Source organism: Vibrio sp. CB1-5 (assembly GCF_059412285.1).
Genome location: NZ_JBJHPB010000053.1, coordinates 1 through 8003, shown reverse-complemented (window position 1 = coordinate 8003; position 8003 = coordinate 1). Strand labels below are relative to the sequence as shown.

General features: G+C 44.5%; 7 protein-coding genes and 1 pseudogene. 2 read left to right on the top strand and 6 right to left on the bottom strand.

All coding sequences use genetic code 11. From position 1 onward, the window contains the following. Nucleotides 1-923 precede the first annotated feature (923 nt). The 4 genes from ACJB0T_RS21605 to dctP all read right to left on the bottom strand — a co-directional run bounded on the left by ACJB0T_RS21605 (nt 924) and on the right by dctP (nt 4931). Nucleotides 924-1283 (bottom strand): DUF2384 domain-containing protein, encoded by a 360-nt coding sequence (locus tag ACJB0T_RS21605; protein ID WP_479293258.1) that lies wholly within the window; start codon nt 1281-1283, stop codon nt 924-926. Between the two features lie 529 nt (nt 1284-1812). After that, nucleotides 1813-3222: a TRAP transporter large permease gene (locus tag ACJB0T_RS21600; RefSeq protein WP_479293256.1), complete on the bottom strand. Its 1410-nt coding sequence runs from the start codon at nt 3220-3222 to the stop codon at nt 1813-1815. Next, nucleotides 3219-3839, bottom strand: coding sequence for a TRAP transporter small permease subunit (locus ACJB0T_RS21595; protein ID WP_479293254.1), 621 nt, complete (start codon nt 3837-3839; stop codon nt 3219-3221). The genes ACJB0T_RS21600 and ACJB0T_RS21595 overlap by 4 nt, the downstream gene beginning before the upstream one ends. An 81-nt stretch (nt 3840-3920) precedes the next feature. Beyond that, a complete protein-coding gene (dctP, locus tag ACJB0T_RS21590; RefSeq protein ID WP_479293253.1) occupies nt 3921-4931 on the bottom strand; it encodes a TRAP transporter substrate-binding protein DctP in 1011 nt (336 codons plus the stop codon). A gap of 355 nt (nt 4932-5286) precedes the next feature. Between dctP and ACJB0T_RS21585 the strand changes: the two genes are divergently transcribed. Further along, nucleotides 5287-6621, top strand: coding sequence for an MATE family efflux transporter (locus ACJB0T_RS21585; protein ID WP_479293251.1), 1335 nt, complete (start codon nt 5287-5289; stop codon nt 6619-6621). Nucleotides 6622-6840: 219 nt separating this feature from the next. On the opposite strand, the pseudogene ACJB0T_RS21580 reads toward ACJB0T_RS21585, so the two are convergent. Further along, a pseudogene (locus tag ACJB0T_RS21580) lies at nt 6841-7032 on the bottom strand (IS5/IS1182 family transposase); the annotation flags it as partial. 27 nt (nt 7033-7059) lie between these two features. On the opposite strand from ACJB0T_RS21580, the gene ACJB0T_RS21575 reads away from it, so the two are divergent. Continuing rightward, nucleotides 7060-7470, top strand: coding sequence for a sensor histidine kinase (locus ACJB0T_RS21575; RefSeq protein WP_479293250.1), 411 nt, complete (start codon nt 7060-7062; stop codon nt 7468-7470). An 11-nt stretch (nt 7471-7481) separates the two neighbouring features. Here ACJB0T_RS21575 and ACJB0T_RS21570 read toward each other — a convergent pair whose 3' ends face one another. Then, complete coding sequence (locus tag ACJB0T_RS21570) at nt 7482-7880, bottom strand: OsmC family protein (protein ID WP_479293248.1); 399 nt, start codon at nt 7878-7880, stop codon at nt 7482-7484. Between the last annotated feature and the right edge of the window lie 123 nt (nt 7881-8003).

Sequence of the window (8003 nt, the reverse complement as noted above, 5' to 3'; positions counted from 1 at the left end):
GTTTTACTTCGGCGATAACGTCGATAAGTGGGTCAATTTTAAACTGGCGTTGACACCCCAAGTATGGATTTATACCTCGACTATTCATCAAAGCAAAATACAGGGTTACAAACTGATTCTAGTTATCTGAAGGAACACTCGAGTAGTCCTGATTCTGGCTCTACAAGGCGTTATTTATGAGCGAACACATACAGGCTTCTACTTAGCGTGCTCCAAATGGCAGGTTTATATGAGGTAATATCGGTATGTATCATTTGATTGATTTGATTGCTTTCTTGAAAAGTTACTACTGGGTAGCATTTTTACCTTTATTGGTTTTAGTAGCGATACAAGGTCTAGGGCTGATAAAGAATAGGACAATTAGGTTAGTTGCTTGTGTTTCATTCGCGATGATATGGGTGTGCACACTTTTTTTATCTAGGCACATTGTAAATATCAACATTAAAGATAAAGTTGTGAATTTCCTTTCTCATCCAGTATCAGGTTATACAGTATTAGTTAATGATGTCAAAACAGATGGCACTCAAATTATCAAGTCACTACGAAAACTGAGAACAAACCAAGAGTACAGAGGTTTCTCAAGAAACAACTATACATATAAACTAACGATTTACAGAGGGAATGAGGTCTATGAATTTCAAGTTCGTAGCCACGACTCAAATCCTCAAATGAAGCTAGTTAGGTTTAACATAAATTATAAAAGCTATATCTTCACAGGGAGATTTAAATTGGATCTCTAGGCCATGGTTGTTTCTAGCAATATGTAAAGCAGTGCCTGCTAACTGATTACATGATGTTTTCACTGAATCTGCAATACCTGAAGTTATTCATTAATTGCTAATGTTCTAATTTCTGAAACACGTTTATGTCCAAAAACGTGTTTGAGCACAACAGTTTCAGCAATTAACATTAATACGAGAACTTTACTGTGCACTATAGCCGAGAACCAGTTTTGCGATCTTTGATAACGTACGTTCGTTCCCTGACAGCATGAAATCCATAGCTGAAGCGCCCGACAAAGTGGGATGATTATTTGCCTTACGTACCCAATTGTAGATAGTTTCATCACTACCAAAAGTCTGCCGCAATGCCTTATGGATGCGAAGAATGTAGCTGACCCTCCCTAATGTAGAGTCACTTACCTCCCGATTTTCCCAATCATGATTCAGATCTAGCAACGTGACTTTCTCATGGTCACTGCATTGCCATTTATCCAGAATTTTCAAAGCAGTATTAAGTGCTATCGAGCGCTGCTCAGAAGTAATATCAACCCCTACTTGCATCGTCAAACTCCCTTCACCCAGTGCACAATTAGTATTCACGGTCCTAGGCGCAACATCAACCTAGACGTTTAAATTTTAAACAGAAAACTTGACTTAAAGTTAGACGGATGTAAAACTCATAGTCAGTCAGGTGACTATCCCAAACGTTTTACGATTTGCAGTTGAAGACGCAAATTATCCCAACAGAACAAAGGCTTAGAAAGATTAAGTTCCGAGCGATTGGGTTCAAATCCCTATCTCTCCGCCACATTCGAAAAAGCCGCTGATTAGTCAGCGGCTTTTTTCATTCTAGTGTCCTACAAACGTATACCACTACATCATCGACATTTATAGTCAATTGACGACTAAACTTACCTAGAATATCTGAAAATTCTTAGGTAACGATGTTGAGGGTGCCAAACAGTGGGGTGTTCGTACCGTTACTTTATATTGGACTGAAGACGAAAAATAGATACTGCTGTTGTTAGCGCATGAGCGTCGCCCCGTTACCAAGGCGACACATCAACGATTCAATGCTAAGAACCGTACATTAGGCATAACCCATTAAGCTTGGAAGCCACAGTACTATCCCGGGCATGACCAGTAGCACCGCTATGGTGATCACATCCGCAACGAAAAATGGCAAGCACCCTCGAAAGACATCTTGCACCGAACATTCAGGACGAACTCCAGCAACAACAAAACAGTTCAAGCCAATGGGTGGTGTTATCAAACAGAGCTCCGCCATCTTCACAACAATGATACCAAACCAAATAGCGCACCCTACTCCCGACACACCAAAGGCGGAGTCTACAGCCGCGACATCTGCGCCGCCGTTTAAAGCAATAACCGCGGGATAGACGACAGGAAGCGTGAGTAGCAGCATGCCAATCGCGTCCATGAACATCCCTAAAACGGCATAGGCACAAAGAATGAGCAGCAGCGTCAGCATTGGACTTTGCTCTAAGCTAACTATCCAATCTGAAAATGCGGTCGGTAGATCCGCAAAACCCAAAAAACGCACGTAGATCAGTACACCCCAAATAATGGCGAAAATCATGGCTGACAGCTTGGCGGTTTCCATCAATGAGTTTTTGATTTCTTTCCAGCGACTGCCGTGAAAAATGGCCAAGACCAGAATCAACGATGCCCCGAGTGCACCCGCCTCCGTCGGTGTACCAACTCCACCATAGATACAAATGACGATAATGCCGACGACCACGAATATAGGCAACGCACCCGGTAGAGTTTCAAATCGCTCTTTCCATGTGAAGCCCCTCACTGGTGGACCAAAATTTTTACGCGTTAGCGCCAAAAACACCACTAATCCACCATAAATTAAGGCAGATACGGCGCCGGGCAAAAATCCAGCCATTAGTAGCGCACCAACATCCTGCTCAACGATAATTGCGTAGATAACCAGTATTGCAGAAGGCGGTATGAGTGAAGCCAACGTACCACCAGCAGCGACAACCCCTGCTGCGAAGCGTTTGTCGTAACCAAGTTTAAGCATCTCTGGAACAGCAATTCGAGCGAATACCGCGGAGGTCGCGACAGAGGCACCTGACACAGCAGCAAAACCCGCAGTGGAGAACACTGTCGCAACACCCATGCCTCCGGGCAGCCAACCAACCCAGCGCTTTGCTGCTTCAAACAGTGAGCGAGTTAACCCTGCATGGTAAGCAAGAAACCCGATAAGTATGAAGGTAGGTATTAACGATAAAGCAAGCGATGACACTTTAGAATGTGGAATGGTGCCCGCCATTTTTATTGCTACCAGCAGCCCCCTTTCAAACCCCAATTTGGCTGAGAAGATCCATACTAAACCGAAGAAACCAGCAATCGCAGCCGCAAAAGCAACTCGTACCCCAATGATCACTAAGATCAACATAAAACCCGAGACCCACAGCCCGATTTCTATTGAGTCCATGCTGCCCATGACTTCAAATATAGACATCATTTTGAAGCCCCCTTATCGCTTGTACTAACGGTCTCAGCTTCTTTCGCCGCTACTTCTGCAGCAGACTCGATCATAGGCACAGCTACTGGCTTATCATCCCCTCGTTTTATCGCTCTTAAATAAGCCCAAATCTGCAAAATCAATCGCAGTGCTAGCACCGATAATGCAAAGGGCACCACTAGCTTTGCAGGCCACGTGGGCAAGTTAATATCAACCGAAGAGTCACCAATAGAGTAAGCTCGCCAAAAATGAAGGTATGAACCGTAAATAAGAAGCAGTGTGACTGTCAGCATCAGAACACTTGATAAGAATTCAGTGAACCACAGCCATCGACCTTTGAAGCGTCCAACCAAGATATCCATCCTGATATGTCCGCCCATACGCTGCGTGTACGCAATGCCTAAGAAGGCGATAAACGCCATTGCCTGCTCTACCCAATCGATATAGCCACTGATAGGCATAGAAAAAAGCCAGCGCCCTAAAATGTTAGTCGTAGCCAAAGCAACCAGTGCGACGATCACACATCCTGCCGCGAGATTTAATAACGATTCAAGCTTGAAGAATACCCTGTCGACCCGACTTACCGCCGAGCTGTCCTCTAAAACTGACGCAGACATACTCGAAATCCTTTTGGTATGAAAAAACAAAACAAGCGCTAGTCAGACTAGCGCTAAAAAGTTGAACTAATGAAATTAGAGTTATTTTTGCTCTTTGAACAACGCTTCTGTGTAATCAAATAGAGCTTGAGAGTCGAACTGACCTTTATACTTATTTACCCAATCTTGGCGAACAGACGCCGCCAAATCATTGAGTTCAGCCGTTTGATCCGTGGTGAATGTAACCTGTGTGACATCCTCATCTGCGATCGCTTTATCGAACTTCGCTATCGTGTTTTGCTCGTAATTCGAAACATAATAATCCAGTGCTTCTGGCACTGAACTCAACAACGCTTCTCGATGTTCAGGCTTGAGCATTTCCAATGCTTCTGTGTTCACTACGACCGGACAGTTTGCAGAACCAAGGTTTAAATTTGTCGTCACCCAGTTCGCTACTTTGTAAGTATTCGTCGCTAGGTGGGCGTGCGGGGCAAATGATGCTGCATCGATAACGCCAGAGTCCATAGATTGTCTAACCTCAGCGAAAGGCACTGTGGTTTTTACCGCGCCAAGCTTCTCTAGTACACTCATGATCCCACCGGGACCGCGGACTCGTAACCCTTTGAAATCGTCTAAGGTTTCTAGCTTGTCACTCTTACTTGCAATGTTGTATTGCGGTAACGGCGTCGGCATCAATAGCGTTGCATTCCACCTTGCCAAATCTTTCTTAACTTCCGGGTGGTTAAAGACCTCGGTATAGATCTCACCGACTCGTGCCAAGGACACATCTTGAGAAAATGGTAATTCTGTTACGGTAATCGTTGGGTTTTTGTCTGTGTGGTAAAAAGAGCAAAATTGCGCCATTTCAAAAGCACCAAATGAAATCCCATCTAAGTTCTCACGCGCTTTAGATAAACCGCCATAAGACAACACCAGTTTAAACTCACCATTCGTCTTCTGCTCTACTAACTCTGCTAGTTTTTCTACATTCTCTGTGAAGGCTCTTCGCTTACCCCATAAAGATACATTCCACTCGGTCGCAGCATGCACTTCAGCCGCCATAAACCCAGTTAAGATAAGTGATACTGTTAACGCTGTTTTTGTCGCTTGCATGGACAACTTCTCCTGATTTTATTCCTTTTCTACAGCGAGTACGTGCCCCACTATGTTCCCAGATACCAACTCCATTCTGGGAATAGAGCTAACTCAATGATAAGAATAGAGTACTGTTAACATTTCGCTCAAAATGATAACAATTTTGCAGAGCAGAACACGTTATGCACGTAATTTGGTGTTTTTCACTACCTAGCCTTTACCCTAGAAGGCTAAATGCAGAGAAAATAGATCCGCGTTTCAATGTATTAGCAGAAGTTATAGTTCCTTTGACTAAATGCAATTGTGAAGGTTGACCGAAATATGCTGATAAACTAGCATCGCGACGTTTCCACTATCCTCTACCGAGCTCTTCATGAAGCATATTCTTTCCCTAGCGATTCCATTGATCATCTCACAACTCATATCTATGGCACTGGTTCTGACAGATGTCTGGATGATGGCGCGCTTGAGCGTTGCCGATTTGGCTGGTGGTGGTCTCGGTGCTTCAGTCTATACTTTCGCATTTTTGGTGGCGGGAAGTATCGTTGGCTGCGTGGCCAACTTGATTGCGATTGCTTATGGACAAAGCGTTGCTCGCCCAAGCTATGGTAAGCAGCAGATACGATATGCCATAAAGGGAGCAATACTGCTATCTGTTGTCATTACGATACTTGTGACGGTTGCACTTGGCTACGCCCCCCACCTTCTGGTGTTTGCAAAACAGCCTATGAGTGCCATTCCGATCGCAACCGACTATCTAGATGCCGTAAAGTGGGCTGTGCTTCCAACACTGTTTTTACTCGTCTTACGAGGACTCACCAGTACCTTTGGCGATGCAAAATCTGTTATGTGGATGTCTCTAGCGACGGTGCTACTAAACGTGCCTGTCAGCTATTGGTTCGCTTTTAGTCTTGAGGGTGGTGTGTCTGGATTGGGGTACGGTACGACCTTAGCGGCAGCGGTTATATTCATCGCTTATTCGATCTGGGTCTTCTCAAAAGAGAAATACCAAGACTTCGCACCTTGGCGCTACCTATCTGAATACTCTTGGCGACTGACATTACCGCTACTATCACTTGGCATACCGATTGCCGTGGCAAGCGCTCTGGAGTTAAGCCTTATCTATGGCAGTACTATCTTAGCGGGTATGCTTGGCCTTACTGCACTTGCGCTACACCAAGTGCTCCTTCAGTGTCTTAACTTTAGTTTCAACATCAACTTTGGCTTCTCTCAAGCCGCTGCGATTTTGGCCGGACAAGACTTCGGTCGAGATAACTTACTCGGAATCAAACAGACAGCAAAAAGAAGTTTTGTCCTTGTCACACTATTAAGTCTTACATTAGCAGCTCTTTTTAACCTATGGCCTCACACCATCGCAGAGTTATTTCAACTAGATGCAACGAACGATGATAACCTGACCAATAATTTAACCGCCATGATTTGGGTGGTCGCTCTCTGTTTTGTCGTGGACGGCTGGCAACTGCTGACAATGAATCTGTTACGTGGCATGAAAATCGTAAACCGTCCAATGCTGATTACCGCTATCGGCTATTGGGGTTTCGGTATATCAAGTGCTTGGTTACTTATGTCACACTATCAGCTTACTGGCGTTTGGGGTGGCGTAGCAATTGGACTGGCAGCAACAGGAATCCTTCTAATTTCGCTACTCGTGTGTAGATTTAAACAGATTGAAAGGCAAGCTACTTAGGCATTACGCAGTGCTAGGCGGATTGGGTTGCTTGCGTCTGCATTTTACAACTGCTCAAGATAATAATGCCCTTTGAATTGGATCTCCTTGGACTTAGCCACCCAATCCCTTAGGGCTTGTAGATCACCCATCGCAACATCAAACGGACTCTTACCGGTTTTATTTGGCTTTGTTGCCCAATTCAGCTTAAGAGCAAATGCTAGTCAAATCGTTCGCAATTTAAACAGCACACTGAGTTTCGGGCATACCTATCCCAATTAGCTTGTTGAGTGCTTTGATCATGGCGTAAGTCTCACCAACTTGTGCGTTGTAATTTCTGAGCGTGAGTGAATCACCGAGTAGTTGTTTTACACGATACATTGCGGTCTCCGACAATGAGCGCTTATGGTAGCCATACTTCTGTATCCACTTTTTCAATCCACCCTCCCGGCAATCACCATGACCAATACGAATTTGGAGCGCGCAGCCTCACTTATTCAGCAGTTCAAACAAACCTCTGATAACCAAGGACATGGCGATACTCAACTTGTGTTTTTGAAACCACTCTGTGAAGAATTGATCGCTAGTATTGCCCCACTCTACGAACCGAGTGATGTTGAGTTTATGGTCGATATCATCGAGTCGTTAAAACTGCGTACCATACCCGGCGCTATCGAGCAGATACTGACCAACTTAATCAATAACAGTTGTCAGCATGGTTTTAGTGCAAGCCAAGGTGGAAGCGGCTTGGGGTTATCGATTGTCTACAACCTAGTGACTCAAAAACTGAAAGGCGACATTCGCATTGTTGAGCAGCACGCATCCATTGGCGCCCATTTTCAAATCAGGCTGCCCCTTCATCTCGATTAAAATGATGCGAATTAAACTTGTAGGTGTAGCTCAAAAGTCCCAGAGACACTGTTACTAATCGTGCATATCTTCTTGGCGTCTTCTAGCAACTTTTCTACGAGGTCTCGGTCTGAATGTATGTCTTTACTTAACTCGATATCATAGTGGGTAAAGTGGGCCGGCAGAAACTCACCCTTATGACCTGTAATTTGGAGATGAAAGGGATGTATGTCGACTTTTCTTCGAAGCGCAAGTTTTTGCAAAGAGATGGCCATACAGGAGCCAATTGAATACAGAAAAGTCTCTGCGGGATTATCTAAAACGGGAGCAACTGAAAGCTCACTGAGTACACAGCCATACCTTAACCCTCTATGCTCATCGAACGACACCAATATTGGGCCCTCACTCGATGGCTTCACTCTCAACGTCATTTCCTTCTCCGTTTGCGTCTGTCTAACCAAACCCTACTGGATCTTTTTATCATGAACAAGGAGAGCAAACGTATGACGTATGACGTATGACGTATGACGTATGACGTATGACGTATGACGTAT

Excerpts from the sequence above, each read along its gene's own strand:
- ACJB0T_RS21605 (WP_479293258.1), bottom strand. The coding sequence starts at position 1,283 with ATGCAAGTAGGGGTTGATATTACTTCTGAGCAGCGCTCGATAGCACTT.
- ACJB0T_RS21600 (WP_479293256.1), bottom strand. The coding sequence starts at position 3,222 with ATGATGTCTATATTTGAAGTCATGGGCAGCATGGACTCAATAGAAATC.
- ACJB0T_RS21595 (WP_479293254.1), bottom strand. The coding sequence starts at position 3,839 with ATGTCTGCGTCAGTTTTAGAGGACAGCTCGGCGGTAAGTCGGGTCGAC.
- dctP (WP_479293253.1), bottom strand. The coding sequence starts at position 4,931 with ATGCAAGCGACAAAAACAGCGTTAACAGTATCACTTATCTTAACTGGG.
- ACJB0T_RS21585 (WP_479293251.1), top strand. The coding sequence starts at position 5,287 with ATGAAGCATATTCTTTCCCTAGCGATTCCATTGATCATCTCACAACTC.
- ACJB0T_RS21575 (WP_479293250.1), top strand. The coding sequence starts at position 7,060 with ATGACCAATACGAATTTGGAGCGCGCAGCCTCACTTATTCAGCAGTTC.
- ACJB0T_RS21570 (WP_479293248.1), bottom strand. The coding sequence starts at position 7,880 with ATGACGTTGAGAGTGAAGCCATCGAGTGAGGGCCCAATATTGGTGTCG.